The sequence below is a fragment of the Pseudomonas sp. JC1203 genome, from assembly GCF_056175065.1.
On record NZ_JBWCAM010000012.1, the window covers coordinates 15,914 to 42,153 of the forward strand.

General features: G+C 63.8%; 26 protein-coding genes and 1 tRNA gene. 4 read left to right on the forward strand and 23 right to left on the reverse strand.

Features of this window, described 5'->3' with window-relative positions:
- Positions 1–28: 28 nt before the first annotated feature.
- Positions 29–2,044, reverse strand: coding sequence for an excinuclease ABC subunit UvrB (gene uvrB / locus AC0SZ7_RS18280; RefSeq protein ID WP_475505702.1), 2,016 nt, complete (start codon positions 2,042–2,044; stop codon positions 29–31).
- 331 nt (positions 2,045–2,375) lie between these two features.
- On the opposite strand from uvrB, the gene AC0SZ7_RS18285 reads away from it, so the two are divergent.
- Positions 2,376–3,572 carry an amino acid aminotransferase gene (locus AC0SZ7_RS18285; RefSeq protein ID WP_475505703.1) on the forward strand — a complete coding sequence of 399 codons (1,197 nt, stop codon included), beginning with the start codon at positions 2,376–2,378 and terminating at the stop codon, positions 3,570–3,572.
- A gap of 70 nt (positions 3,573–3,642) precedes the next feature.
- Positions 3,643–3,718: transfer RNA gene (locus AC0SZ7_RS18290), tRNA-Asn, on the forward strand.
- Between the two features lie 86 nt (positions 3,719–3,804).
- Here the strand turns inward: AC0SZ7_RS18290 and AC0SZ7_RS18295 are convergent.
- The 18 genes from AC0SZ7_RS18295 to AC0SZ7_RS18380 form a co-directional block, all read right to left on the reverse strand.
- Positions 3,805–4,194: a cupin domain-containing protein gene (locus AC0SZ7_RS18295; RefSeq protein ID WP_475505704.1), complete on the reverse strand. Its 390-nt coding sequence runs from the start codon at positions 4,192–4,194 to the stop codon at positions 3,805–3,807.
- A 135-nt stretch (positions 4,195–4,329) separates the two neighbouring features.
- On the reverse strand, positions 4,330–4,893 hold the full coding sequence (locus tag AC0SZ7_RS18300) for a DUF1285 domain-containing protein (RefSeq protein WP_475505705.1): 564 nt from the start codon (positions 4,891–4,893) through the stop codon (positions 4,330–4,332).
- 21 nt (positions 4,894–4,914) lie between these two features.
- Complete coding sequence (locus tag AC0SZ7_RS18305; protein WP_475505706.1) at positions 4,915–5,520, reverse strand: DUF4823 domain-containing protein; 606 nt, start codon at positions 5,518–5,520, stop codon at positions 4,915–4,917.
- Between the two features lie 87 nt (positions 5,521–5,607).
- Positions 5,608–6,576 (reverse strand): GTP 3',8-cyclase MoaA, encoded by a 969-nt coding sequence (locus AC0SZ7_RS18310; RefSeq protein ID WP_475505707.1) that lies wholly within the window; start codon positions 6,574–6,576, stop codon positions 5,608–5,610.
- Positions 6,577–6,737: 161 nt separating this feature from the next.
- Positions 6,738–7,373, reverse strand: a complete 636-nt coding sequence (locus AC0SZ7_RS18315) for a TetR/AcrR family transcriptional regulator (protein ID WP_027977478.1) — start codon at positions 7,371–7,373, stop codon at positions 6,738–6,740.
- A gap of 375 nt (positions 7,374–7,748) precedes the next feature.
- The gene (locus AC0SZ7_RS18320; protein ID WP_475505708.1) at positions 7,749–8,534 is read right to left on the reverse strand and encodes a TatD family hydrolase; all 786 of its coding nucleotides are present in this window, start codon (positions 8,532–8,534) and stop codon (positions 7,749–7,751) included.
- Positions 8,535–8,548: 14 nt separating this feature from the next.
- Positions 8,549–8,905 carry a PilZ domain-containing protein gene (locus AC0SZ7_RS18325; protein WP_475505709.1) on the reverse strand — a complete coding sequence of 119 codons (357 nt, stop codon included), beginning with the start codon at positions 8,903–8,905 and terminating at the stop codon, positions 8,549–8,551.
- 60 nt (positions 8,906–8,965) lie between these two features.
- Positions 8,966–9,952, reverse strand: a complete 987-nt coding sequence (locus AC0SZ7_RS18330; protein WP_475505710.1) for a DNA polymerase III subunit delta' — start codon at positions 9,950–9,952, stop codon at positions 8,966–8,968.
- Positions 9,945–10,577: a dTMP kinase gene (gene tmk, locus AC0SZ7_RS18335; protein ID WP_475505711.1), complete on the reverse strand. Its 633-nt coding sequence runs from the start codon at positions 10,575–10,577 to the stop codon at positions 9,945–9,947. Before tmk ends, AC0SZ7_RS18330 begins: the two co-directional genes overlap by 8 nt.
- Positions 10,574–11,737 (reverse strand): endolytic transglycosylase MltG, encoded by a 1,164-nt coding sequence (gene mltG / locus AC0SZ7_RS18340; protein WP_475505712.1) that lies wholly within the window; start codon positions 11,735–11,737, stop codon positions 10,574–10,576. The genes tmk and mltG overlap by 4 nt, the downstream gene beginning before the upstream one ends.
- 3 nt (positions 11,738–11,740) lie before the next feature.
- Positions 11,741–12,556, reverse strand: a complete 816-nt coding sequence (gene pabC, locus AC0SZ7_RS18345) for an aminodeoxychorismate lyase (RefSeq protein WP_475505713.1) — start codon at positions 12,554–12,556, stop codon at positions 11,741–11,743.
- Positions 12,556–13,800 carry a beta-ketoacyl-ACP synthase II gene (fabF, locus tag AC0SZ7_RS18350; RefSeq protein WP_475505714.1) on the reverse strand — a complete coding sequence of 415 codons (1,245 nt, stop codon included), beginning with the start codon at positions 13,798–13,800 and terminating at the stop codon, positions 12,556–12,558. Before fabF ends, pabC begins: the two co-directional genes overlap by 1 nt.
- Before the next feature lie 109 nt (positions 13,801–13,909).
- Complete coding sequence (gene acpP, locus AC0SZ7_RS18355) at positions 13,910–14,146, reverse strand: acyl carrier protein (protein WP_003175607.1); 237 nt, start codon at positions 14,144–14,146, stop codon at positions 13,910–13,912.
- A gap of 196 nt (positions 14,147–14,342) precedes the next feature.
- Positions 14,343–15,083, reverse strand: a complete 741-nt coding sequence (gene fabG / locus AC0SZ7_RS18360; RefSeq protein ID WP_027977471.1) for a 3-oxoacyl-ACP reductase FabG — start codon at positions 15,081–15,083, stop codon at positions 14,343–14,345.
- A gap of 16 nt (positions 15,084–15,099) precedes the next feature.
- Positions 15,100–16,038 carry an ACP S-malonyltransferase gene (gene fabD / locus AC0SZ7_RS18365; RefSeq protein WP_475505715.1) on the reverse strand — a complete coding sequence of 313 codons (939 nt, stop codon included), beginning with the start codon at positions 16,036–16,038 and terminating at the stop codon, positions 15,100–15,102.
- A 128-nt stretch (positions 16,039–16,166) separates the two neighbouring features.
- Positions 16,167–17,177 (reverse strand): phosphate acyltransferase PlsX, encoded by a 1,011-nt coding sequence (gene plsX, locus AC0SZ7_RS18370; RefSeq protein ID WP_475505716.1) that lies wholly within the window; start codon positions 17,175–17,177, stop codon positions 16,167–16,169.
- Between the two features lie 3 nt (positions 17,178–17,180).
- A complete protein-coding gene (rpmF, locus tag AC0SZ7_RS18375) occupies positions 17,181–17,363 on the reverse strand; it encodes a 50S ribosomal protein L32 (protein ID WP_008375086.1) in 183 nt (60 codons plus the stop codon).
- 13 nt (positions 17,364–17,376) lie between these two features.
- Entirely contained in the window at positions 17,377–17,904 is a 528-nt protein-coding gene (locus AC0SZ7_RS18380; protein WP_475505717.1) for a YceD family protein, read from the reverse strand.
- 94 nt (positions 17,905–17,998) lie between these two features.
- Between AC0SZ7_RS18380 and AC0SZ7_RS18385 the strand changes: the two genes are divergently transcribed.
- Positions 17,999–18,577: a Maf family protein gene (locus AC0SZ7_RS18385; protein WP_475505718.1), complete on the forward strand. Its 579-nt coding sequence runs from the start codon at positions 17,999–18,001 to the stop codon at positions 18,575–18,577.
- Positions 18,578–18,623: 46 nt separating this feature from the next.
- Here AC0SZ7_RS18385 and AC0SZ7_RS18390 read toward each other — a convergent pair whose 3' ends face one another.
- From AC0SZ7_RS18390 to rluC, 3 genes are read right to left on the reverse strand one after another with little or no spacing between them, the layout of a single operon-like run.
- The gene (locus tag AC0SZ7_RS18390; RefSeq protein WP_475505719.1) at positions 18,624–19,607 is read right to left on the reverse strand and encodes a S49 family peptidase; all 984 of its coding nucleotides are present in this window, start codon (positions 19,605–19,607) and stop codon (positions 18,624–18,626) included.
- 23 nt (positions 19,608–19,630) lie between these two features.
- Complete coding sequence (locus AC0SZ7_RS18395; RefSeq protein WP_475505720.1) at positions 19,631–20,293, reverse strand: HAD-IA family hydrolase; 663 nt, start codon at positions 20,291–20,293, stop codon at positions 19,631–19,633.
- A complete protein-coding gene (rluC, locus tag AC0SZ7_RS18400; RefSeq protein ID WP_475505721.1) occupies positions 20,283–21,242 on the reverse strand; it encodes a 23S rRNA pseudouridine(955/2504/2580) synthase RluC in 960 nt (319 codons plus the stop codon). The genes AC0SZ7_RS18395 and rluC overlap by 11 nt, the downstream gene beginning before the upstream one ends.
- Positions 21,243–21,982: 740 nt before the next feature.
- On the opposite strand from rluC, the gene rne reads away from it, so the two are divergent.
- Positions 21,983–25,300: a ribonuclease E gene (rne, locus tag AC0SZ7_RS18405; protein ID WP_475505722.1), complete on the forward strand. Its 3,318-nt coding sequence runs from the start codon at positions 21,983–21,985 to the stop codon at positions 25,298–25,300.
- A 333-nt stretch (positions 25,301–25,633) separates the two neighbouring features.
- On the opposite strand, the gene AC0SZ7_RS18410 is transcribed toward rne, so the two are convergent.
- Entirely contained in the window at positions 25,634–26,221 is a 588-nt protein-coding gene (locus AC0SZ7_RS18410) for a nucleotidyltransferase family protein (RefSeq protein ID WP_475505723.1), read from the reverse strand.
- Positions 26,222–26,240: the final 19 nt, after the last annotated feature.

Consider the following 26,240-nt stretch of genomic DNA (forward strand, 5'->3'; position numbering starts at 1 on the left):
TCGCTGGCAAGCCAGCTCCCACTAAAGATCAGACATTCAGCAAACGCTCGCGCAACTTGCCGATCTCGTCGCGCATCTGCGCCGCCGCTTCGAACTCCAGGTCGCGGGCCAGCTGGTACATCTTCTCTTCCAACTGGCGGATGCGCTTGTTGATCTCGCTGGGCGAACGCAACTCGTTTTCGTACTTGGCATTTTCCTCGGCGGCCTTGGCCATGCCCTTGCGCTTCTTGCTGCGCGAACCGGGCACGGTGGCGCCTTCCATGATGTCGGCGACGTCCTTGAACACCCCCTGCGGGACGATGCCGTTGGCCAGGTTGAACGCCACCTGCTTCTCGCGGCGCCGCTCGGTCTCGCCAATGGCGCGCTCCATGGAGCCGGTCATGCGGTCGGCGTACAGAATCGCCCGGCCGTTGAGGTTACGCGCCGCACGGCCGATGGTCTGGATCAGCGAGCGGTCAGAGCGCAGGAAGCCCTCCTTGTCGGCATCGAGAATCGCCACCAACGACACTTCGGGCATGTCCAGGCCCTCACGCAGCAGGTTGATGCCCACCAGCACGTCGAAGGTCCCCAGGCGCAGGTCGCGAATGATCTCCACCCGTTCCACGGTGTCGATGTCCGAGTGCAGGTAGCGCACCTTCACGTCGTGGTCGGCCAGGTAATCGGTGAGGTCTTCGGCCATGCGCTTGGTCAGTACGGTCACCAGCACTCGCTCCTCGATGGCCACCTGCTTGCGGATCTCCGACAGCAGGTCATCCACCTGGGTCAGCGCTGGCCGCACTTCCACCAGCGGGTCCACCAGGCCCGTGGGCCGCACCACCTGCTCGATAACCCGGCCGGCGTGCTCTTCCTCGTATTTGCCCGGCGTGGCCGAGACGAAGATGGTCTGCGGGCTCACCCCTTCCCACTCGTCAAAGCGCATGGGCCGGTTGTCCAGCGCCGACGGCAGGCGGAAGCCGTACTCCACCAGGGTTTCCTTGCGTGAACGGTCGCCCTTGTACATGGCGCCCACCTGCGGGACGCTGACGTGGGATTCGTCGATCACCAGCAGCGCGTTGGGCGGCAGGTAATCGTAGAGGGTGGGCGGCGGCGCCCCCGCCGGGCGGCCCGACAGGTAGCGCGAGTAGTTTTCGATGCCGTTGCAGTAGCCCAGCTCCAGCATCATTTCCAGGTCGAAGCGGGTGCGCTGCTCCAGGCGCTGGGCTTCCACCAGCTTGTTGGCATCGCGCAGATAATCCAGGCGTTCTTTCAGCTCTTCCTTGATGCCTTCGATGGCCTCCAGCAACGTCTCGCGGGGCGTCACGTAGTGGCTCTTGGGGTAGAAGGTGAAGCGCGGCAGCTTGCGGATGACTTCGCCGGTGAGCGGGTCGAACGCCGACAGGCTCTCTACCTCGTCGTCGAACAGTTCGATGCGGATGGCTTCCAGGTCCGACTCCGCCGGGTACACGTCGATCACGTCGCCGCGCACCCGGAAGGTGGCGCGGGCAAAGTCCATTTCATTGCGGGTGTACTGCAGGTCGGCCAGGCGGCGCAGCAGCGCGCGCTGGTCGAGCTTGTCGCCGCGGTCCACGTGCAACACCATTTTCAGGTAGGTTTCGGGGCTGCCCAGGCCGTAGATGCACGACACCGTGGTGACGATGATCGCGTCCGGCCGCTCCAGCAGGGCCTTGGTGGCCGACAGGCGCATTTGCTCGATGTGGTCGTTGATCGACGAGTCCTTCTCGATGAAGGTGTCGGACGACGGCACGTAGGCTTCCGGCTGGTAGTAGTCGTAGTAGGAGACGAAATATTCAACGGCGTTGTTGGGGAAAAACGCCTTGAACTCACCGTACAGCTGCGCCGCCAGGGTCTTGTTCGGCGCCAGCACCAGGGTGGGCCGCTGCACCTGGGAGATCACGTTGGCAATGCTGAAGGTCTTGCCCGAACCCGTCACGCCCAGCAGGGTCTGGTGCGCAAGGCCGGCGTCGATGCCCTCCACCATCAGGCGAATGGCCTCGGGCTGGTCGCCGGCAGGCTGGAAACGGGTGACGAGCTGGAAGTCGGACATGGCGAACCTCTTGGTCATCGGCAGGACGCGCCCTGCAGACGAAAACGATCACAGGCGGAAAACGACGCCTGTATTTATAGACAGTATCTTATACCCCAAGTGGTGTTTTGCGGCGTCAGTTTCAAGATAAGGCCTACAAGGTTATTGGACCGCGGCCACATCGAAATGACTAACGGTGTAAAAAAAAAGCGAAATTGCACAGGAAAACCTGCATCAAGCTGTCGCAGGTGCCGACAAGGATCTCTATACTGACTCCCCGTTTGTGCACCGCTCTAGTGCATTTTTGGAGCAGTGCACCCCCCATCACTCTCCATTCAGAGCCACGGTAAAAATGAGCCTGTTTTCCGCTGTCGAATTGGCACCCCGCGATCCTATCCTGGGCCTTAACGAAGCTTTCAACGCTGACACCCGCACCGACAAGATCAACCTGGGCGTAGGTGTTTACAGCGACGAACAAGGGCGAATTCCCCTGCTGCGCGCCGTTGTCGAAGCCGAAACCGCCCGCGTTGCACAGCACGCAGCCCGCGGTTACCTGCCGATCGACGGCATCGCGGCCTACGACCAGGCCGTGCAGAAACTGCTGTTCGGCGCCCAGTCGCCACTGCTGGCCGAAGGCCGCGTGGTCACCGTGCAAGCCGTTGGCGGCACTGGCGCACTGAAAATCGGTGCCGACTTCCTCAAGCAGCTCTCGCCCAATGCCGTCGTCGCCATCAGCGACCCAAGCTGGGAAAACCACCGCGCCCTGTTCGAAACCGCTGGCTTCCCGGTGCAGAACTACCGCTACTACGATGCCGCCACCAACGGCGTCAACCGTGCCGGCCTGTTCGAGGACCTGAACGCCCTGCCGAACGGCTCCATCGTCGTGCTGCACGCCTGCTGCCATAACCCGACCGGCGTCGACCTGACCCCGGAAGACTGGAAGCAAGTGCTGGAAACCGTCAAGGCCAAGGGCCACGTACCGTTCCTGGACATGGCTTACCAGGGCTTTGGCGACGGCATCGACGAAGACGCCGCCGCCGTGCGCCTGTTCGCCGAGTCGGGCCTGACCTTCTTCGTTTCCAGCTCGTTCTCCAAGTCGTTCTCGCTGTACGGCGAACGCGTTGGCGCGCTGTCGATCGTCACCGAGTCCAAGGAAGAAAGCACCCGCGTGCTGTCCCAGGTCAAGCGCGTGATCCGCACCAACTACTCCAACCCGCCTACCCACGGCGCCATGATCGTCGCCACCGTGCTGAACAGCCCGGAACTACGCGCCCAGTGGGAAGCCGAGCTGGCTGAAATGCGCCTGCGCATTCGCGGCATGCGCAACCAGATGGTCGAAGGCCTGGCCGCCGCTGGCGCCAACCGCGACTTCGGCTTCGTCGGCCTGCAGCGCGGCATGTTCTCCTACTCGGGCCTGACCGCCGCCCAGGCCCAGCGCCTGCGCAGCGACTTCGGCATCTACGCGCTGGACACCGGCCGCATCTGCGTGGCAGCCCTGAACCAGAGCAACATCGACCGCGTGATCAAGGCGATCGTTGCCGTGCTGTGATGCCGTTCAGCGGGAGAAGTTAACAAAAAGGTTGACTTCTCCTTTTGAATCAGTAACATAGGCACCAGATTCCGCGATAGCTCAGTTGGTAGAGCAAATGACTGTTAATCATTGGGTCCCTGGTTCGAGTCCAGGTCGTGGAGCCAAAACATAACGAAGCCCCTCTTTTAGAGGGGCTTTGTCGTTTCCGGGGTTTGGAAATTTGTTGCGGCGGCCGCTGCTACGGGATGGGTTATTGGCTGTACGGTTCCAGCACCTGCTGCCCCTCCCCCTTCAACACCCACACCAACAGCTTCGCCGGCCTGGTCTTGCTGGCATTGCGTGACACCAAATGCACGGTGCCGGCAGGCTCGTACCAGTACTGGCCCTGTTTGTAGGTAACCGGCGCCTCGCCCTTCAGCTGCGACACCACGCTGCCCTCAAGCACATAGGCCATCACCGAGCCCGGGTGGCTGTGGGCGTCAGAGGCCTGGCCGGGGGCGTAGTCGACGGTGAGCATGATGGCCTGCTGGCCGGGGGCGTTGGGCGGGGTTTGCTGTTGCAGGATCTTGACGTTGTCGTGGGCGAACGCGCTGGTGGACAGCAAAGCGGTGGCAAGCAGGATGCGGATGTTCATCTTCATGGCCTCGTGAGGGGATGAGATGAAGATAGGCCCACCCGCCGCGGCGTTAAAGCGCCAATGGACGGGAAAAGCAGGTGGCCAATGGCCCGGGACGCGGATCCCTGTAGCAGCTGCCGAAGGCGGCGTCCCGGATTATCAGGGCTCCAGGCCGATAGGGAAGAACTGCCCGCTGCTCCACACGCCCAGCCAGCGCTTGCCGTCGATTTCGCGCACGGTGGCCAGCTCCACCAGCTGGTAGAAGACGTTGCGGTGCACCAGCGCTTCGAGGTTGCTGCGCACCAGCACATATGGCGCAGGCTCCTGGGTGGCAGGGTCGGTTTCCACCCGCAGCGGGTGCTCGGCGTCGGCTACCACGCCGTCTTCGACGTTGGTGGTGAAGCGCAGCACCTGGGCTTCACCCTGCCCTTCCACCTCCAGGGTCACGGCAACGAAGGGTGCGTCGTCGACGGTGATGCCGACTTTCTCCACCGGGGTCACCAGCACGTAGTCGTCGCCGTCGCGGCGCAGGATGGTGGAGAACAGGCGCACCATGGGCTTTCGCCCGATAGGCGTGCCCAGGTAGTACCAGGTACCGTCCCGGGCGATGCGCATGTCTATGTGGCCGCAGAAGTCCGGGTTCCACAGATGCACGGGCGGCAGGCCCTTGCCACTGCTGGGGATCTGCGCCAGCAGATCGTTCGCCTTGCCTGCACCACTCATGCCTTGCTCCTGATTACCGCTTTACGGGCGACTCATGCCCAACAGGATACGAGCGTAATCCTCCAGCGGTGGCTCTAGCAAATCTTCCGGCTTCTGGTTGTGAATACTCAGCAGGCCGCCGCGCATGCGGATGGTGGCGCTGTCGATGAGGTAGCGGGTGTTGGTTTCGATCAGCATCACCTGGATGGTGCCGTTGTCCACGCCCAGGCGGTCGACGGCTTCCTGGTCGGCCCACTCGTCGGCGTTGCCGATGCGGTCATCGGCATTGGCGAAGCGGGTGTACAGCAGGTAGCTGGCGCCGGCGCTACGGGCCTCGCCCAGGGCCTGCTCCAGCCCCAGCGGCGTGCGGGCGCGGCGCACCATGGGGAAGTAGTCGATAAAGCCGTTGAAGGCCGCCTCGGCTACCACGTTAGGCTTTGGGTAGGAACTACCCGGCGGGGCGAAGGCGCCCTGGCCGATGTAGATGAACGAATCCGGCTGCAGGCGGAAGTTGTTCAGGCGGCGGGTGTTGCTGTGGTTCAGCACACCGGCGTCGCTCAATTGTTCGCGGGTGGCTTCACCCATGTCGCTCACACTCATGCAGCCGCCCAGCGCCAACAGCGCGAGCAGCAAGACCAGGCTACGCATCTTTCCTCCAGAGGCCGGTGACGGAAAACCGGCGAATAGCCGCCTGATGCAGCTTTTGCGCCAGTCTGCGCATCCACCCCTGCCGGCTTAGCCGCCGATGATCTTCATCACCGTCGCGCCACCGGAAAACGCTACTTCCTGCTTGTCGCCCAAGGCCTTTTGCAGCAAGCCCTGCAGGGCCGGCAGCGCCTGTTCACGGGGCATTTCCAGCACATCGCCAACGTAGTGGCGGTTGCTGGACGACAGGCAGCCGTGCAGCCAGCCGGTGGACGACAGCCGCAGCCGCGAGCAGGTCCGGCAGAACGGCACGCTCTCGTTGGCGATCACGCCAAAATAACCACGCCCCGGCACTTCATAGCGGATGGCGGTAGCGTCCACCGGCGCGCTGGCCTGCTGGTACTCGTAGTGTTCGCCAATCAGCGCCAGCAACCCGTCGAGGCCGATGAACTGGGCGTGGAAGCCGGCACTGTCGCGGGCCAGGTGCCCCATGCGCATCAGCTCGATGAAACGCAGCTCGAAACCGCGGTCCAGGCAGTAGTCCAGCAGCGGCAGCACCTGGTCGACGTTGCGCCCGCGCAGCGGCACCATGTTGACCTTGATGCGCAAGCCCGCCGCCCGCGCGCGCTCCAGGCCGTCGAGCACGGTGCGCAGGTCACCGCCACGGGCAATGCTGCGGAAAGCGTCGGGGTCCAGGGTGTCGAGGGAGACGTTGAGGCGGCGGATGCCGGTGTCCAGCAGCAGCGGCAGCTTGCGCGACAGCAACTGGCCGTTGGTGGTGAGGCTGATGTCGGCCAGGCCCAGGTTCGCGACGCCTCGCAGGAATTCTTCCAGGCGCGGGCTGACCAGCGGTTCGCCGCCGGTGATGCGCAGGCGCTCGATGCCGGCCGCCTCGATCAGGTATTGCACCCCGCGCACCAGGGTGGCGGCGGACAGCTCATCCTGCGCGGCCACCAGGCGCTTGCCGTCGGGCACGCAGTAGGTGCAGGCGTAGTTGCATGCTGCCGTCAGGCTGACACGCAGATTGCGAAAACACCTGCCTTGACGATCGACGATCATGATGACTCCGGCATGGGGGAAGCGGACAGCGAAAATCTGACCGAAAAGTCAGGTTTTTGCAAGCCCCACACATACATGAGTATGGACCGTTCCATGGGAGCTGGCTTGCCAGCGAGCTTGCTGGAATCAAAAGCTCGCTGGCAAGCCAGCTCCCACAGGGGTCAGGCGGACGGTTCGCTGTCGCGCTTGCGCTTGTTGCCCATGCGCACGCCGATGTCCATCAGGAACTGGAAGAAGCCTTCCTGGTCTTCCAGCACGTTGCTCCAGAACGGCGAGTGGTACAGCGCCACGGCGCCGTGTACCAGGGCCCAGGAGGCGCAGTAGTGGAAATACGGAGGCACGTCTTCGAGCTTGCCCTCGCTGATGCGGCCCTTGATCAGCAGCGTCAGGCGGTCGAAGTTGGAGGCGCGGATCTTGTGCAGTTCCTCGACCATTTCCGGCACCTGGTTGCCCTTGACCACTTTTTCTTCCAGGCGGTCGAACAGGCGGTAGCGCTGCGGGTCACGCATGCGGAATTCGAAGTAGGCGCGCGACAGGGCTTCCTTGTCGCGGTCGACGTCAGCCGAATGCAGCAGTTCGTTCAAGTCGCGCTCGTAGTCGAGCATCAGGCGCAGGTAGATCTCCGCCTTGGACTTGAAGTGCTTGTAAATCGTGCCTTTGCCGATGCCTACGGCATCCGCGATCATCTCGACGGTGACGCTGTCCTCACCCTGTTCCAGGAACAGTTTGAGCGCGGTGTCGAGGATCTCTTGCTCCCGGCGACGAAACTCACGGACCTTACGAGGTTCTTTCTGCATAAGAAGGACTGGATCAAAATCGAAGGCCGGTATTATGCCTAACTTGCAGCAAATTGCACGGAAGTTCCAACCATAGTACTGGTTGTGGACACGTGCCGGTACAATTTTACCCCCCGTTTCCTGGCGCTTTCATGGCCCAACCTTGCCAAGAGCACTCAATGGACGCGAACGTATTCCAAATCTGTTTAAAAAACGCTCAATCGCCGGTGGCATAGTGCGCAAGGTCGCCAATACTTGAAGAGTCGACGTGCTCATACCCCCCAAGTGAGACGCCGATAAAGGTGTCAAGGGAACGCACGCCTTTGTTTTACTCCTAATGGTCTTAACCCGGATTCACCCCCCAGAACCCGGGTTTTTTTTTGCCTCGGATTTGCCTCAGGCGCCCACGTGGGCCAGCGGGAACAGCCGCTTGAAGTTGGCGGTGGTCTGCTCGGCCAGCTGCTCGTAGCTTTCGCCGCGCACCAGCGCCAGGAATTCGGCCACTTCGCGCACGTATTGCGGCAGGTTGGGCTTGCCCCGGTGCGGGATGGGCGCCAGGTACGGCGAGTCGGTTTCCACCAGCAGGCGGTCGGCAGGCACCTGGCGGGCCACGTCGCGCAGGGCGTCGGCATTGCGGAAGGTGACAATGCCCGACAGGGAAATGTAATACCCCATGTCCAGGGCCGCCCTGGCCATGTCCCAGTCTTCGGTGAAGCAGTGCAGCACGCCGGCCTGCGGCAAGCTGGCTTCGCGCAGCAGGTCGAGGGTGTCGGCGCGGGCGCCGCGGGTATGGATGATCACCGGCTTGCCGGTGATGTTCGCCGCTTCCAGGTGCAGGCGGAACGAGGCCTGCTGCAGCTCGGCGGCCTCCGGCTCGTAATGGTAGTCCAGGCCGGTTTCGCCAATGGCCACCACGCGTGGGTGGTCCAGCTCTTCCAGCAGCCACTTCAGCGCCGGCTCTTCACCGGGTTTCAGGTCCAGCGGGTGAATACCCACCGAACAATCGACGTCGGCGTACTGCTCGGCCACGGCCTTCACCGCGCCGGCGTTGTCGGCGCTGACGCCGATGCACAGAAAGTGCCCTACCCCGCGGTCACGGGCTGCCTGCAGGGCGGCATCGAGGGAACCGTCGTGCTGGGCCAGGTCCAGACGATCGAGGTGGCAGTGGGAATCGACAAGCATGGGCATTGGGCAACTTACATCGTATGAGTGGGGCGGTCGGACTTGATGGCACCGGCCAGGTAGGTTTCGATCTTGTTACGGGCGGTGTTGTCACCGTCGTTGAACTGCACGCCGACACCGGCGGCGCGGTTGCCCTGGGCGCCCTTGGGCGTGATCCAGGCGACACGGCCGGCCACCGGGATTTTCTCCGGCTCGTCCATCAGGTTCAGCAGCATGAACAGCTCATCGCCCAGCTTGTAGCTTTTGCTGGTGGGGATGAACAGCCCACCGTTCTTGATGAAGGGCATGTAGGCGGCGTACAGCACCGATTTGTCCTTGATGGTCAGGGACAGGATGCCGTTGCGCGGGCCGGGACTGACTGGCTGATTCATTGAAATTCCTCGATTGCGCCAACTACCGAAGGCCCACCGTGGTGGGCCCCACTACGCTCTTCAAGCCTGGCCGGGCAAGCCTGCCCAGGACACCAGCAACGCTTCGAGCAGCAACACCCGGTTGAGGTTGGCCTTGGCCAGCACCTTCTGGCGCTGCGCCAGAATCCAGTCCTGGGCGGCCAGGACCTTGCCCTGCCCGCTCTTTTGCGCCAGGTACTGCACCACCTTGCGCATGTCCCCCAAGCCTAACCCCTCCTCGTCCTGCGTCAACTGGTAGCGCAGGATCAGGTTGGACCAGTCGCAGAACCAGTCGAACAGCAACATCAGCGGGATGGTGTTCCAGCTTTCCGCCAGTTGCGTGGGTGAAGCCTGCTGCTTGAGCAGCTTCTTCACCCCCTCCACCACCAGCGCGCGCTGCTCGGTAACGCCCTGGGCCTGCAGGCGCACCGCCACCAGCGGCGAGCCGGCGGCCAGGGTCAGCAGTTCTTCACGTTGTTCGGCGGTGCAATCGGGCAAGGCGCCGGCCAGCCAATCCAGGCTCATGGCCTGGCTGGGCAGCGGGCAGGCCTGCTGCACGCAGCGGCTCTTGATGGTCGGCAGCAAGCGGCTGGGCTGGTGGCTGACCAGCAGCAGCACGGTGTTGCCCGACGGCTCTTCGAGGCTTTTGAGCAGGGCGTTGGCGGCGTTGATGTTCATCGCCTCCACCGGCTCGATCAGCACTACCTTGCGCCCGCCCAGCTGCGCGGTCTGCACCACGAAACTGACGAGGTCGCGCACCTGGTCGACCTTGATGGCCTTGTCGGCCTCTTCGGGCTCCAGGATGTAGTTGTCCGGGTGGCTGCCCGCCGCCAGCAGGTGGCAGGACTTGCACTGCCCGCAGGCAGCCAGCCCTTGAGGCTGTTGGCACAGCAGCAACGCCATCAGGCGCTCGGCCAGGGCGCGCTTGCCGATGCCCTGGGGGCCATGCAGCAGGTACGCGTGGGCGTGCTGGCTGCGGCCGGCCAGGTGCTGCCAGAGGCTGTCCTGCCACGGGTAGGCCTCAGCCACGGCAGCGCGCCTCGATACCCGGCAGCAGGCTGTCGAGCTGCTGCTGCACTTCGGCCAGGGTCAACGCGGCGTTGACCAGCGTGTAGCGCTGCGGCGCGGCGGCGGCGCGTTGCAGGTAGGTGTTGCGCACCGCTTCGAAGAAGGCCCGGCCTTCCTGCTCGAAACGGTCCAGGCGGCCACGGGCGGTGGCGCGGGCCAGGCCCACTTCCACCGGCAGGTCGAACACCAGGGTCAGGTCGGGGCGCAGGTCACCCTGGACGAAGTTTTCCAGGCTGGCGATGCGCGCCTGGCTCAGGCCGCGGCCGCCGCCCTGGTAGGCGTAGGTGGCGTCGGTGAACCGGTCGCACAGCACCACTGCGCCACGGGCCAGCGCCGGGCGAATCACTTCGCTCAGGTGCTGGGCGCGGGCGGCGAACACCAGCAACAGCTCGGTGTCGGCATGCATGGCTTCGTCGCTGGGGGCCAGCAGCAGCTCGCGGATGCCCTCGGCCAGCGGCGTGCCGCCCGGCTCGCGGGTCAGCACCACGTCCAGGCCGGCGGCGCGCAGGCGCTCGGCCAGGTACTCGCGATTGGTGCTCTTGCCCGCGCCTTCGGGGCCTTCAAGGGTGATGAATAAACCGCTCACTGGCTGTCCTTCTGTGTGTCATGGGGCGCATCGGCATTGCTGTCGGTGGCCGTGTCGGGGCTTGCCGCCGGTACGGTCGGCGGCTGCGGGGCCGCCTCCTCGCCAGGCGCTGGCGCCGGCACCGGGGCGGGTGCGGGGCTGGAACGGTAGTCGGCGCGGCGCTTGAGCTGGAACTCGCGCACGGCGTTGTTGTGCTCGTCCAGGTCGTCGGAGAACACATGGCTGCCGTCGCCGCGGGCGACGAAATACAGGCTGGTGCCGCTGGCCGGGTTCAGCGCCGCATGGATTGCCTCGCGGCCTACCATGGCGATGGGCGTCGGCGGCAGGCCGGCGTTGGTGTAGGTGTTGTAAGGCGTGGCTTCATGCAGGTCGGCGCGGGTCAGCTTGCCGGTGTAGCGCTCGCCCATGCCGTAGATCACGGTGGGGTCGGTCTGCAGCAGCATGCCGGTGGCCAGGCGGCGCACGAACACGCCGGCGATCTGCGAACGCTCCTGGGGCACGCCGGTTTCCTTTTCAACCAGCGAGGCCATGATCAGCGCCTGGTAGGGCTGGTCGTAAGGCGCATCCGCGGCACGGTCGGTCCATTCCTTGGCCAGCACCTCGTCCAGGCGGCCATAGGCCTGGCCCAGCAGTTCGGCGTCGCTCATGCCGCGCACGTACTTGTAGGTGTCGGGGAAGAACCGGCCTTCGGGGAACACGCCCTCATGGCCCAGGCGGGTCATGACCTCGGCGTCGCTCAGCCCGGCCAGGGTGTGCTTGAGTTTTTCCTGCTTGTCGAGCGCGGCGCGCACCTGGCGGAAGTTCCAGCCTTCCACCAGCGTCAGGTTGTACTGCACCACCTCGCCGCGCTGCCACACACCCAGCAAGTCCTTGAGGGTCATGCCGGGGACCAGGCGGTACTCGCCACTGTGCAGCTGCGTGCCGGCCAGGTTGAAGCGCCAGTAGATACGCAGCCAGAACGCATCGCGCAGCGTGCCCTTGGCCTGCATGCGCATGAAGGTGCCGGTGGGCGTCGAACCGGTCGGTACGTCCAGGAGCTCTTCCTGGGCAACGGCAAGGGTTTGATCGAGTGCGCTGTGCACTTTCCAGGCTGCAAAGCCCAGCGTCAGGCCTGCCAGGATAACCAGGGTCTCCAGCAGCACCAAGAATTTACGTCTCACGAATCACACATCCAATAGTGCGCGGGCAATGCTCTGCAGTTTACGGGTGAGCGGTCCCGGCGGCCAGCTAAGTGACGCGAAAGCGCGCACCGGCCAAATGCCATACACGCTGTTGCAGACAAACACTTCATCGGCCTGTTGAAGGTCTTCAGGCCACAGGTCGCGGACCTGCACGGCAATGCCCAGCGCCGCAGCCCGGGCCAGCAGCTCGGCGCGCATGACCCCGGCGACGCCGCAGCGCGCAAGGTCGGCGGTCAGCAGCTGGCCGTCGCGCACCAAAAACAGGTTGCTGTACACGCCTTCCACCAGGCGCCCGGAAACATCGCGCATCAAACCTTCGGCAAAGTCCGGGCTGCTCCATTCGGCGCGCGCCAGTACCTGCTCCAGGCGGTTGAGGTGCTTGAGGCCCGCCAGCAACGGTTGTTCAGCCAGGCGCGTAGCGCAGTCGAACAGCTGCACGCCGTGTTCGGCATGGGCGGTGGGGTAAGCGGCGGGCGGGTTGCCCTGGACCAGGCGCCGGGCGGGCGCCAGGGGGTCGGCGGCGTAGCCACGCTGGCTGTCGCCGCGGGTGACGATGAGCTTGAGCACACCGTCGCCCAGCTGCGCGGCACAGGCGGCCAGTTCAGCCTCGACCAGGCAGGCGTCAAGGCTGATTGCCAGGCGCTGGCAGCCCAGCAGCAGGCGCTGCAGGTGCCGCGCCAGCAACAGCGGCTGGCCAGCCCTGACGGCGATGGTCTCGAACAACCCATCGCCATAGGCCAGGCCGCGGTTTTTCACCGCCAGCGTGTCCGCCGGCACACCGTCGACCCAGCTGAGCATCAACCGTTGAACCGGCGGAACACCAGCGAGCCGTTGGTGCCACCAAAGCCGAACGAGTTGGACAGCACCACATCGATCGGCATGTTGCGCGCCTGATGCGGGACGAAGTCCAGGTCGCAGCCTTCATCAGGCTCGTCCAGGTTGATGGTCGGCGGCGCCACCTGGCTGTTGATGGCCAGGATGCTGAAGATGGCTTCCACCGCGCCCGCGGCACCCAGCAGGTGGCCGGTCATGGACTTGGTGGAGCTGACCGCCAGCTTGTAGGCGTGGTTGCCGAACACCGACTTGATGGCCGAGGCTTCCGCCAGGTCACCCGCCGAGGTAGAGGTACCGTGGGCGTTGATGTACTGCACATCGCTGCCGTTCACACCGGCGTCGCGCAGGGCGTTGGCCATGCAGCGCGCGGCACCTGCGCCGTCTTCGGGCGGCGAGGTCATGTGGTAAGCGTCACCGCTCATGCCAAAGCCCACCAGCTCGGCGTAGATGGTGGCGCCACGCGCCTTGGCGTGCTCCAGCTCTTCGAGCACCAGCGCACCGGCGCCGTCGGACAGCACGAAGCCATCACGGCCCTTGTCCCACGGACGGCTGGCACGGGTTGGCTCGTCGTTGCGGGTGGACAGCGCGCGGGAGGCACCGAAGCCGCCCATGCCCAGGCCACAGGCGGCCATTTCGGCGCCACCGGCAATCATCACGTCGGCTTCGCCGTAGGCGATGTTGCGCGCAGCCATGCCAATGCAGTGCGTACCGGTGGTACACGCCGTGGCGATGGCATAGTTAGGCCCCTGCACACCCAGGTGGATGGACAGGAAACCGGAAATCATGTTGATGATCGAACCCGGCACGAAGAACGGCGAAATCCGACGCGGCCCGGAGGCGTGCAGGATCTGGCAGGTTTCCTCGATGTTGGTCAGGCCGCCGATACCCGAGCCCATGGCCACGCCAATGCGCTCACGGTTGGCATCGGTCACTTCCAGGCCGGCGTTACGCACTGCCTGGAAACCGGCCGCCAGGCCGTACTGAATGAACAGGTCGAGCTTGCGGGCTTCCTTGACCGACAGGTACTCCTCGACGTTGAAGCCTTTGACCGAGCCGCCAAAACGGGTGGAGTAGGCAGAAAGGTCAGTATGCTCGATCAGACCAATGCCACTGCGGCCAGCCAGAATGCCCTGCCAGGTGCTCGGCACATCCGTGCCCAGTGGCGACAGCATACCCATACCGGTGACCACGACGCGTCTACGCGACACAGCGCTCTCCTTATTCTAGGAACAACCTTTACATCTCATCTAAAGAAAAAACCGCACGCCAGCAAAGGCAGTGCGGTTTTTCCATGACAAGAAGCTGCGATTACAAATCTTAAGCCTGGTGGCTGGTGACGTAATCGATAGCGGCTTGAACAGTAGTGATCTTCTCAGCTTCTTCGTCAGGGATTTCGGTCTCGAATTCCTCTTCCAGAGCCATCACCAGCTCAACGGTGTCAAGGGAATCGGCACCCAGATCTTCTACGAAGGAAGCAGTGTTCACGACTTCTTCTTCTTTAACGCCCAGTTGCTCGGCGACGATTTTCTTGACGCGTTCTTCGATGGTGCTCATACCTTGTTTTCACTCCTAATGGACATAAGTCAGGCAGCTGGCCAGTGTGCAAGTTTATAGGAAGGCTTCGGCATTTCAAGCTGAAAGCGTCGCTTCCCGATCACACTCACCCGCTACCTAGAATTTGGATGCAGCTTTATAACGGATTTTAGACAGCACGTATGACATTTTTTTGAAGCAATCCGTCACATTTCACTTACATGTACATGCCGCCGTTCACCGGGATAGTAGCACCGGTCACGTAGGCTGCACCTTCCGAGGCCAGGAAAGCGACCACTTTCGCGATCTCTTCGGCCTGGCCCAGGCGACCCAGGGGAATCTGGGTCTGCAAGGCTTCACGCTGCGCTTCAGGCAGTTCACGGGTCATGTCGGTGTCGATGAAGCCTGGGGCCACCGAGTTGACCGTGATCGCACGCGAGCCCACTTCACGGGCCAGCGCACGGCTGAAGCCCTCGAGGCCCGCCTTGGCGGCAGCGTAGTTTACCTGGCCGACGTTGCCCATGGCACCGACGACCGAACCAATGCTGATGATACGACCCCAGCGCGCCTTGGTCATGCCGCGAAGCACGCCCTTGGACAGCCGGTACAGGCTGTTGAGGTTGGTATCGATGACATCATGCCACTCATCGTCCTTCATCCGCAGCATCAAATTGTCGCGGGTGATGCCGGCGTTGTTGACCAGGATGGTCGGCGCGCCGAATTGTTCGGTGATGGCAGCCAGTACCGCGGCGACGGATTCGTCGCTGGTCACGTTCAGCTCCAGGCCAGTGCCCTGCACGCCATTTTCCTTGAGGGTGGCGGCAATGCGCTCGGCACCCGAGGCCGACGTGGCGGTACCGATGACGGTAGCGCCCATGCGGCCCAGTTCCAGGGCGATAGCCTGGCCAATACCGCGGCTGGCGCCGGTAACCAGTGCAACTTTACCTTGCAGGCTCATGCAGGCTTCTCCTATTTCAGGCTTTCGCCGCGACAGCGGCAGCGAAGGCGTCTGGGGTATTCAGGTTTTCAGTGCTGACGCCATCGGCGCAGCGCTTGTTCAGACCGGCCAGGACCTTGCCCGGGCCGCATTCGACCAGGCGTGGGGCACCCTGGGCAGCCAGGTACTGCACCGACTCCACCCAGCGCACCGGCTTGTACAGCTGTTCCAGCAGGTCACGTTTGAGGGTGTCGAGGTCGGCCGGCACGGCGGCGCTGACGTTCTGCACCAGCGGGATCTGCGGGGCCTGCCAGTCGATGGCGTTGATCGACTCGGCGAAGCGCTCGGCAGCCGGCTTCATCAGCGCGCAGTGCGACGGCACGCTCACCGGCAGCGGCAGGGCGCGCTTGGCGCCGGCAGCCTTGCACAGCTCCATGGCGCGCTCGACGGCAGCCTTGGCGCCGGCGATCACCACCTGGCCCGGGGAGTTGAAGTTTACCGCGCTGACCACTTCGCCCTGGGCCGCTTCGGCGCAGGCGTTGACCACCACGGCGTCGTCCAGGCCCAGGATGGCCGCCATGGCGCCCTGCCCGGCCGGAACGGCCTCTTGCATCAGTTGGCCGCGGCGCTCCACCAGCTTGACCGCGTCGGCCAGGCTCAGGCAGCCAGCGGCCACCAGGGCGCTGTATTCGCCCAGGCTATGGCCGGCGACGAATGCCGGGCGCTCGCCACCTTCGGCCAGCCACAGGCGCCACAGGGCAACCGAGGCCGCCAGAATGGCAGGCTGAGTCTTGTCAGTCTGGTTGAGGCTTTCTTCCGGACCCTGCTGGGTCAGCGCCCACAGGTCGTAACCCAGCGCGTCGGAAGCTTCCTTGAACGTATCCAGCACCAGCGGGTACTGGGCGCCCAGCTCGGCGAGCATGCCCAGGGACTGGGAACCTTGCCCTGGAAAGACAAATGCGAGGGATGCAGACATTTAACAAGCCCTTTAATGATCTTGTCGTCGGAGAATTGACGTGCAACCGGAGTTGAACGCAAGAAACTGACAGTTGGATGACAGATAGAACCGGGTGGTCACATTTAAGCATTCCTTGGCGGATATGCCTAAAGCAACAGATCTTCCAGCTGCCCATGCAGGCGCTGCGGAAGGTTTTCCTGAATCTCGATCAACGCCCGGGAAATCGCGCTCTGGAAGCCCTGCACGCCCGCCGAACCGTGGCTTTTCACCACAATGCCCTGCAGGCCCAGGAAGCTTGCGCCGTTATGTCGCGCCGGCGCCAGGTCGGCCTGCAGGCGCTTGAGCAGCGGCATGGCCAGGGCGCCGACCGCGCGCGACAGCAAATTATGTCGAAACAATGCCTCGATGCGGCCGCTGATCATGGTCGCCAGGCCTTCGCTGGACTTGAGCAGCACATTGCCGACAAAACCGTCGCACACCACCACGTCCGCTTCGCCGCGGTACACCCCATCACCCTCGATGAAGCCGATGTAGTTCAACCCGCGCGCGCCCTGCAACAGGCTGGCGGCAAGCTTCACCTGCTGGTTGCCCTTGATGTCCTCGGTGCCCACGTTCAGCAGCGCCACCCGTGGCCGGGCCACGCCCAGCGCCTGGGCCGCCACCGAGCCCATCACAGCGAACTGGAACAGGTGTTCGGCAGTGCAGTCGACGTTGGCACCCAGGTCCAGCAGCTGGCAATAGCCGGTCTGCGTGGGAATCGCCGCCACCATCGCCGGCCGGTCGACGCCAGGCAAGGTCTTGAGCACATGGCGCGACAAGGCCATCAGCGCGCCAGTATTGCCAGCGCTGACGCAGGCTTGCACCTTGCCGTCGCGCAGCAGCTGCAACGCCACCCGCATCGAAGAGTCCGGCTTGCCACGCAAGGCCTGGGACGGCCGCTCGTCCATGCCGATGACTTCGCTGGCCGCAGCAATCTGCAGGCGCGCGCGATCCACACCGGTTTGGCTGGCGATCAATTCTTCAAGGAGGAGTGGGTGACCGACGAGGGTCAGGTACAGCGAGGGGGTAGCAGACAGGCAGGCGAGGCTGGCCTGGACAATGTTGCGGGGACCGAAGTCCCCGCCCATTGCGTCAATCGCGATGACTTGAGCGGACAAGGATTACTCGTCAGCGCCCTTGTCGATCACTTTACGGCCACGGTATACGCCTTCTGGCGAAACGTGGTGGCGCAGGTGTACTTCGCCAGTGGTCTTCTCGACCGACAGGGTGCTAGCCGACAGGGCGTCGTGCGAACGGCGCATGTCACGGGCAGAGCGGGATTTTTTGTTCTGCTGAACAGCCATAATTGATTAACTCCTAAACGTTTGGGTCACGCTTTAACTGCGCCAATACACTGAACGGGTTGGACCGCGTTACCTCGTCCTCGCTCGGCTCGGGCTCATCTGCGCCCGCCGGCTGCTGGCATTCTTCCGGATGATGAGCAGGCACAATGGGCAAGGCGAGCAGAAGCTCCTCCTCGATCAATGCCTGCAGATCCAAAGGATCTTCGCCCAGTTCCAGCACGTCATAACCTTTCGGTAACGACTGGGTATTTGCACCCTCCTTCACCACAGCATAACTGCATTCGCTGTGGATCGGCAGGGTGACCAGCTCAAGACAACGCTGGCATACCATCTTGACTTCGACGTCGAGATGGCTGTGGATAACCACGGCCTTTCGTTCGTCTCGTTCGAAAACGAATTTAGCCTGCACCGAACCGACATTGTCGGAAAGCGGGTCGCAGAGTCTCTCCAAATCGGATAATGGCAGCGAACCTTCTAGGGTTACGCCACGATCGGCCAATTTGCGCGGGTCAACGTGAGGTGGAATCGGGTCATTCAACATAGGCGCAGCATTCTAGGGACGACCCCCTGCTCTGTCAAAGGAAATTAGGCGCTAACCCAATGATAGAATGACCATTCATCCACAGGAGACCGCCATGCTGCCCTTGTTACTAGCCTCAAGCTCGCCATACCGCCGGGAATTGCTGGGTCGCCTGCGCCTGCCGTTCACCTGCGCCAGCCCCGATATCGACGAGAGCCGCCAGGCGGACGAGCCCGCCGAAGCCCTGGTCAAGCGCCTGGCCGAACAGAAAGCCCGCGCCCTGGCGGCAAGCCACCCTGGCCACCTGATCATCGGCTCCGACCAGGTGGCGGTGCTGGGCGAACAGATCCTGGGCAAGCCCCACGACTTCGACAGGGCCTGCGCACAGCTGCTGGAGGCCAGCGGCACCAGCGTCACCTTCCTCACCGGCCTGGCACTGCTCAACAGCGCCACAGGGCACTGCCAGGTGGATTGCGTGCCATTCACCGTGGAGATGCGCGAATTGGACCTGGCGACCATCCAACGCTACCTGCGGGCCGAGCAGCCTTATGACTGCGCCGGCAGCTTCAAGGCCGAAGGGCTGGGGGTGAGCTTGTTCAAGCGCACCCACGGGCCGGACGCGACCAGCCTGGTGGGGCTGCCGCTGATCCGGCTGGTGGACATGTTGCTGCAGGAAGGGGTGCAGGTGCCGTAGATCGCCCGTAGCAGCGGCCGCAGGCCGCGTCACAGGCACCACCGCTTCAACGCAACGAAGGACCACTGAAGCCCATGTACAGCGCCAGCTTTTCAGCCACGCTGGCACCCAGCTTCTTGGAGAAGCGGTCCAGGGCCGAGTCCTCGACGGTGAAGTCGACCAGCTCTTTCTCGCCCACCACCTCACGCGCCACGTAGCTGGCGTTGCCCAGGCCATCGATTAGCCCCAGCGGCAGCGCCTGCTCGCCCGACCAGATCAGCCCCGAGAACATCTCCGGGTGGTCCTTGTCTTTCAAGCGCTCGCCACGCCCCTGCTTCACCACCGAAATGAACTGGTTGTGCGTGGTGTCCAGCACGCCCTGCCAGAACTTGGTCTCGTCAGGCTTGGCCGGCTGGAACGGGTCGAGGAACGACTTGTGCTCACCCGAGGTGTACGCGCGACGCTCCACACCCAACTTCTCCATGGTGCCGACGAAACCGTAACCCGCCGCCGTCACCCCGATGGAGCCCACCAGGCTGGCCTTGTCGGCGTAGATCTGGTCGGCCGCGCTGGCGATGTAGTAGGCACCCGAGGCACCCAGGTCACTGATTACCGCGTACAGTTTGGTATCAGGGTGCTCTTTGCGCAGGCGATGAATCTCGTCCACCACGTAGCCGGCCTGCACCGGGCTGCCACCAGGGCTGTTGATGCGCAGCACCACGGCCTTGACCTTGGGGTCTTCGAAGGCGGCGCGCAGGCTGCCGATGATGTTGTCGGCGCTGGCAGCCTCCTGGTCGGCGATCACGCCACGCACTTCGATCAGCGCCGTGTAATGGGAGCCGCGGGTGGCACTCTTCTCCATGTCCATCAGCGGCGAGAACGCGGCGATGGCCAGGAACAGGTAAATGAAGGTCAGCGACTTGAAGAAAATACCCCAGCGCCGGGTCCGCCGATGCTCGATGACATTGGCTTGCAACGTCCTTTCCAACAACTGCCAGCTCTTGTCATCACCACGCTTTTCGGCGTCGGGCGCTTTCCATTCATCAGACATCGTTCAGCTCCCTACGGAAAATTTCAATTCGTCGAACTGGCCAGCCATGCATGCAAGTCAGCGAAGCGCTCGATGGCCAGCACGGGCTCGTGCACCATCAGCGCCGCAAGCGGCATGGCGCCGTAGCCCACGGCTACCGCATCCATGCCGGCATTGCGCGCCATCAGCAGGTCGAACGCCGCATCCCCGACCATCAGGGCGCGCTCGCGCGGCACCTGGCAGTGCGCCAATATCTCTTCCAGCATCAGCGGGTGCGGCTTGCTGCGGGTTTCATCGGCGGCACGGGTGATGTCGAAGTACGCCTCCCAGCCGTGCGCCTTCAGCACCCGGTCCAGACCGCGACGCGCCTTGCCCGTGGCCACCGCCAGGCGGTAACCCTGAGCCCGGAACGCCTCCAGCGACTCCAGCACACCTGGAAACAGCGCCGAGGGCTCTGCGTCCATGGCCATGTAGCAATCAGCATAGTGTTGACGAAAAGCTACGACTTGGCTGTCATCCATTTCCGGGTACAGCGTAAGAATTGCCTCTGGCAACGCCAAACCGATGATGCCCTTGATAGCCTCGTCGCTGCGCTCGGCATAACCGGCCGCCCGCGCCGCCACTTTCATGGCCTCGACAATCCGACCAATGGAATCGGACAGAGTGCCGTCCCAGTCGAAGATCAGCAGGTCGTAATCACGGCGCACTGGCGAGGCGCTCCACGGTCTTGGCCCACATCTCGTCCACCGGCGCCTCAAGCTTCAGGGCACCGCCGTCGGGCAGCGGCACGGTAAGGGAATAGGCGTGCAGGAACAGGCGCTTGCCGCCCAGGTCGCGGATTTCCTTGCTGAACTCCTCGTCACCGTACTTGCTGTCGCCGGCAATGCTGTGCCCGGCATGCAAGGTGTGCACGCGAATCTGGTGGGTACGCCCGGTAATCGGCCGCGCCTCGACCATGGTGGCGAAGTCGCCGAAGCGGCGTAGCACCTTGAACAGGGTCAGGGCCTCTTTGCCCTCTTCGTCGATCTCGACCATGCGCTCGCCCGAACGCAGGTTGCTCTTCTGCAACGGCGCATTGACCTGCTTGCGCGCCGAATCCCAGCGGCCGCGCACCAGCGCCATGTAGCGCTTGTCCACGCCATCGCCACGCAGGGCGGCGTGCAGGTGGCGCAACATGCTGCGCTTCTTGGCAATCATCAGCAGCCCGGACGTGTCGCGGTCCAGGCGGTGCACCAGCTCCAGCTCCTTGGTGTCAGGGCGCAGCTGACGGAAGGCTTCGATCACCCCGTAGTTCAGGCCGCTGCCACCGTGCACGGCAATGCCGGCCGGCTTGTTGATGACCAAAAGGGCCTTGTCCTCGAACACGATCGAGGCCTCCAGGCGCTGCAGCAAGCCCTGGGCCAGCGGCACGGGCTCGTCGCGCTCGGGCAGGCGCACAGGTGGAATACGGATAATGTCCCCGGCCTGCAACTTGTATTCGGGCTTGATGCGCCCCTTGTTCACGCGCACTTCGCCTTTGCGAAGAATGCGGTAGACCAAGGTTTTGGGCACGCCCTTGAGTGCAGTGATGAGGAAATTGTCGATTCTTTGGCCGGCATATTCCGGCGCAACCTCGAGCAGCTGGACGCCGGAGGTTGGAGGGGTTGTAGTCGTCATTTCTCCATAATAACAATTTTTTATGGATTTGAAGCACTTAATGATTGCTGCTATAGTCGCGAACGCCGCCAAAAGTGGCGGGCAAGCGGATATGCGGTAGTAGACCGGCCCTTGCCAACGCAATTCATGAGGACGCGAGGCCGTCCGACGGGGTTTTTGCTTGATTACGGGGTGGTACGCAACGTAACCGGCGCAGATGTGAGAAGACCGAGAGAAAGCCAAAAAGAGCGGTGTTTTTGCACTCATTTTCAGTTTTTTATCGATGCCACTCGCATCCCACGCGGTCGTTGTCACCCGGTAGCGGCGAATGCTTCGGAAACACAAAGCCTTAGCCATAAATGCGCAAGCGCCCCATCGGTGCTTGCGATAAATGCCAACCCGTTGCGGATTCAGCGCGCGGCAGCACCCGAATTATCAGGGATACGTGTAGGGTGGAGATGCACAATCGTCGGACCGTGTAGCACCGCGTCATGTCGAGTACTGCCCCAGGCGCCTCACGACACGACCCGGGCTTGATCAGACGCCTACAGGCGTCCACGCAGGACAATTGATTCCTCCTCCTGACTGAGTGCTTTTGACACCACAGCAAGCAGGACGCGTCGTCGCGACTTCATCCCCTTTGGATGGACCTCGCTGGACACTGCAGTGGCCCCGCCGCTGCTGACGCACCCTGACACCGACCGTGAGAAGTCGTGTGTGCCGAACGCCGTTTCCGGCAGCCCGGAAACCGACGGTACTACATGAAAAGAATGCTGATTAACGCAACTCAACCCGAAGAGTTGCGCGTTGCGCTGGTAGACGGCCAGCGCCTCTACGACCTGGACATCGAGTCCGGCGCCCGCGAGCAGAAGAAGGCCAACATCTACAAAGGCCGGATCACTCGTATCGAACCGAGCCTGGAAGCCGCCTTCGTCGACTTCGGCTCCGAGCGTCATGGCTTCCTGCCTCTGAAAGAAATCTCCCGCGAATACTTCAAGAAGTCGCCTGAAGGCCGCGTCAACATCAAGGACGTCCTGAGCGAAGGCCAGGAAGTCATCGTCCAGGTCGAGAAAGAAGAACGTGGCAACAAGGGCGCCGCCCTCACCACCTTTATCAGCCTCGCCGGCCGTTACCTGGTGCTGATGCCCAACAACCCGCGTGCCGGTGGCATCTCGCGCCGCATCGAAGGCGAAGAGCGCAACGAACTGCGGGAAGCGCTGAACGGCCTGGTGGCCCCGGCCGACATGGGCCTGATCGTGCGCACTGCCGGCCTTGGCCGCAGCAGCGAAGAGATGCAGTGGGACCTGGACTACCTGCTGCAACTGTGGACCGCGATCAAGGAAGCTTCCCTGGACCGTTCCGCGCCTTTCCTGATCTACCAGGAAAGCAACGTCATCATCCGCGCCATCCGCGACTACCTACGCCAGGACATCGGCGAAGTGCTGATCGACAGCATCGAAGCCCAGGAAGAAGCCCTGACCTTCATCCGCCAGGTAATGCCGCAGTACGCCAGCAAGATCAAGCTGTACGAAGACAGCGTGCCGCTGTTCAACCGCTTCCAGATCGAAAGCCAGATCGAAACCGCCTTCCAGCGCGTGGTCGAACTGCCGTCCGGCGGCTCGATCGTGATCGACCCGACCGAAGCCCTGGTGTCCATCGACATCAACTCGGCGCGCGCCACCAAAGGCAGCGACATCGAAGAAACCGCCCTGCAGACCAACCTGGAAGCGGCCGAAGAAATCGCCCGCCAACTGCGCCTGCGTGACATCGGCGGCCTGATCGTGATCGACTTCATCGACATGACCCCGGCCAAGAACCAGCGCGCCGTGGAAGAAAAAGTCCGCGAATGCCTGGAAGCCGACCGCGCCCGCGTGCAGATCGGCCGCATCTCGCGCTTCGGCCTGCTGGAAATGTCGCGTCAGCGCCTGCGTCCATCCCTGGGCGAGAGCAGCGGCATCGTCTGCCCGCGTTGCAACGGCACCGGCATCATCCGTGACGTCGAATCGCTGTCGCTGGCCATCCTGCGCCTGATCGAAGAAGAAGCCCTGAAGGACCGCACTGCCGAAGTTCGCGCCCAGGTGCCGATCCCGGTCGCCGCGTTCCTGCTGAACGAAAAGCGCAACTCGATCACCAAGATCGAACTGCGCACTCGCGCCCGCATCGTGATCCTGCCGAACGACCACCTGGAAACCCCGCATTTCGAAGTGCAGCGCCTGCGCGACGACAGCCCGGAAGCCCAGAGCGCCCAGTCGAGCTACGAGATCGCTGCCGCCGAAGTCGAAGAAGTCCAGCCAGTGGCCGCCACCCGCACCCTGGTACGCCAGGAAGCCGCGGTCAAGACCGCCCCGCCGCGCACTTCCGCGCCGGTGCCGGTTGAAGCTCCGGTTGCCGCGCCAGCCCCGGCTGCACCGGCGCCAGTCGTGCCTGAGCCAAGCCTGTTCAAGGGCCTGGTGAAGTCGCTGGTCAGCCTGTTCGCCACCAAGGAAGAGCCAGCTGCCCCGGTAGTCGTCGAGAAGCCAGCTGCTCCCGAGCGCCCACAGCGCAACGAAGAGCGCCGCAACGGCCGCCAGCAGAGCCGCAGCCGTAACGGCCGCCGCGACGAAGAACGCAAGCCGCGCGAAGAGCGTGCGCCACGTGAAGAACGCGCACCGCGCGAAGCCCGCGAGGAAGCTCCGGCCGCCCGTGAAGAGCGCGCCCCACGCCAGCCACGCGAGCCACGTGCCCCGCGCGAAGACCGCCGCAGCCGTGAAGACCGCCCGGTCCGCGAACTGCGCGAGCCGCTGGACGCCGTAGCCCCGGCCGTCCGTGAAGAGCGCCCAGAGCGCGCGCCACGTGAAGAACGTGCCCCACGCGAAGAACGTGCACCGCGTGAAGAACGCGCACCACGTGAAGAGCGTGCACCGCGCGAAGAACGCGCCCCTCGTGAAGAGCGTGCTCCTCGTGAAGAACGTGCGCCACGCGAAGAACGCGCCCCTCGTGAAGAACGTGCACCGCGCGAAGAGCGTGCTCCACGTGAAGAACGTGCACCGCGTGAACGCGTGCTGCGCCCTGAGCAGGTTGAAGGTGAAGCCGTAGCCGTGGCCGCCGTGGCCGCCACTGTAGCTGCCGCCGAAGCTGAAGCCGATGAGGCCCTGCCGAACGAAGAGCTGCTGCAGGACGAAAACCAGGAAGGCACTGACGGCGAACGCCCACGTCGCCGCTCCCGTGGCCAGCGTCGCCGCAGCAACCGTCGTGAGCGTCAGCGCGATGCCAACGGCAACGTCGTTGAAGGCAGCGAAGAAGGCCAGGAAGAAGGCACCGAGCCATCGGGCGCCGAACTGGCTGCCGGCCTGGCCGTGACCGAAGCCGTCGCCCACAGCGAAATCAGCGCTCCGGCCGAAGCCGAAGCGGCTGTTCAAGCCGACCGCGCCACTGCCGCAGTACAGGAAGTGGCTGTTGAAGCCCCCGCCCCTGTTGAAGCTGCACCGGTTGCCGACGTTGCTGAAGCTGCTGAAGTTGCCGAACAAGCTGCGCCAGTGGTTCACGCCGAAGTGGTTGCCGACCAACCGGTAGAAGTGACCCCAGTGGTCGAGACCCCAGCCAGCGAAGCGCCGGTTGAAGTCACGCCAGTGGTTGAAGCTGCTCCCGTGGTTGAAGCCCAGCCTGAGCCTGAAGTGTTCGCCGCCCCGGTGGTCGAGCAGCCTTCCTTCGTGTTCGAGGCGCCAGCGCCGAAGACCGTTGAAGAAGCTGCCGCGCCAGTGGTCGACATCCAGCCAGAGCCTGTTGCCGAGGCAGTGGAAGCTGCGCCAGCACCAGTCGTCGAAGCTGCGCCAGTGGTTGAAGCGCCGGTTGAGCCAGTGGTTGAGGCGCCGGTGTTTGAAGCGCCAGTGGTTGCCGCCGAGCCGGTTGTCGAAGCCCAGCCTGAAGTGGTTGCCGAACCTGTGGTGGAAGCACCAGCAGTGGCGCTGACCAGCAACGGCCGCGCCCCGAACGACCCACGCGAAGTGCGTCGCCGCAAGCGTGAAGCCGAAGCTGCAGCCGCCGCTGCCGCCCAGGCCGCACACGCACCACACGCCGTAGAAGAGAAGCACGAGCACTAATCGCTCGCCTGACCTTGAGGCGTTGAAAAGCCCCCGCTGCAGCGATGCAGCGGGGGCTTTTTTTCGTCTATCGATCAGCCGCAGCCAGACGCAGCCTTCGGCAGCTGCTACGCGAATCGCAGCCTTCACCCTCGCTGGAGATCTCTAGTGCACTCAGGGGCCAGCGCAGCCTAACGGCAGCGGCTACGCAAAATCCTGCGTACACCGCCCCCGTAGCAGCGGCCGCAGGCCGCGTCCCGGAGCAACGCAGGACCACCGCCAGACGCAGCCTTCGGCAGCTGCTACGCGAATTCTGCGTACACCGCACCTGTAGCAGCGGCCGCAGGCCGCGTCCTAGGCGCCGCGGTGGAGGTCTGCGGGAAGGTCTATGTCGCGATAAATGCCGGGATCGGCGACGGGGATTTCGATGACGTTGGCGCCAGCGAACAACCGCCGTGCACCCTGGTCGCCGCTCAGGCTCATCAAGCCCGGGGCGAAGGCGCTGCCGAAGGCCACTGGGTGGCCGTAGCCCTGCCCCGCCACTGGCACGCAGAGGGTGTTGTATTGAAGCGCCGTCACTACCTGGTGATAGGTATCAGGGAGGATGAACGGCATGTCGCCCAGCACCACCAGCCAACCGTCAGCCTGTGGCGTAGCATTGACCGCCGCAGCAAGGCTGTCACCCATGCCCGGGGAAGGCAGGAACACGATCTGAAAACCATGGGCACGGCCCAGGTCGGCGATTTCCGGGCAGCCCGGCCGCGTCACCAGCACCCGCGCACCCGGCAGGCCATCGAGGTTGCGCAAGGTCTGCGCCAGCACTGGCCGCACTGCACCATCAAGGCCGGGGCACGGCGCCAGCAACTTGCGCTGCCCCGCCCCCGCCTGCGCCTGGAAGCGTGCGCCCTGCCCCGCTGCCAATACCACGATGCATGGTGCCATGCTGACGCCTCCCGGCTCG